The organism is Pseudoalteromonas sp. P1-7a, from assembly GCF_001401855.1.
GTDB lineage: Bacteria > Pseudomonadota > Gammaproteobacteria > Enterobacterales > Alteromonadaceae > Pseudoalteromonas.
On record NZ_LKDU01000100.1, the window covers coordinates 1 to 450 of the forward strand.

The 450-nt window shown below is 41.8% G+C and carries 2 tRNA genes; both read right to left on the reverse strand.

What is annotated here, in order from left to right:
• Nucleotides 1-137 precede the first annotated feature (137 nt).
• Nucleotides 138-213, reverse strand: a tRNA-Ala gene (locus AN389_RS19670).
• 43 nt (nucleotides 214-256) lie between these two features.
• Nucleotides 257-333: transfer RNA gene (locus AN389_RS19675), tRNA-Ile, on the reverse strand.
• Nucleotides 334-450: the final 117 nt, after the last annotated feature.

Genomic DNA, 450 nt, shown 5'->3' on the forward strand with positions numbered 1-450 from the left:
ATATTTATCAGAATTTTATTATCAGCTTTTCCAAATTTTTAAAGAGCAGAGAATCAAAAACTTCTCAAAATTAAACACACTCTATTCTCAGGTGTTATTGCTACCCGATAAAGAATATTTATTTTTAAGAAGTAAAGTGGTGGAGCTAAGCAGGATCGAACTGCTGACCTCCTGCGTGCAAGGCAGGCGCTCTCCCAGCTGAGCTATAGCCCCACATATGCTGGTCTTATTGTCTGTTATGACACTTCAAAAGAAGTGGTGGGTCTGGGTGGATTTGAACCACCGACCTCACCCTTATCAGGGGTGCGCTCTAACCAACTGAGCTACAGACCCAAACAATAAGTGTTGTTCTCTTTACAATTAACAATCATCTGTGTGGACACTACGAACAAATAAGTTCTAAATCGTATAAGGAGGTGATCCAGCCCCAGGTTCCCCTAGGGCTACCTT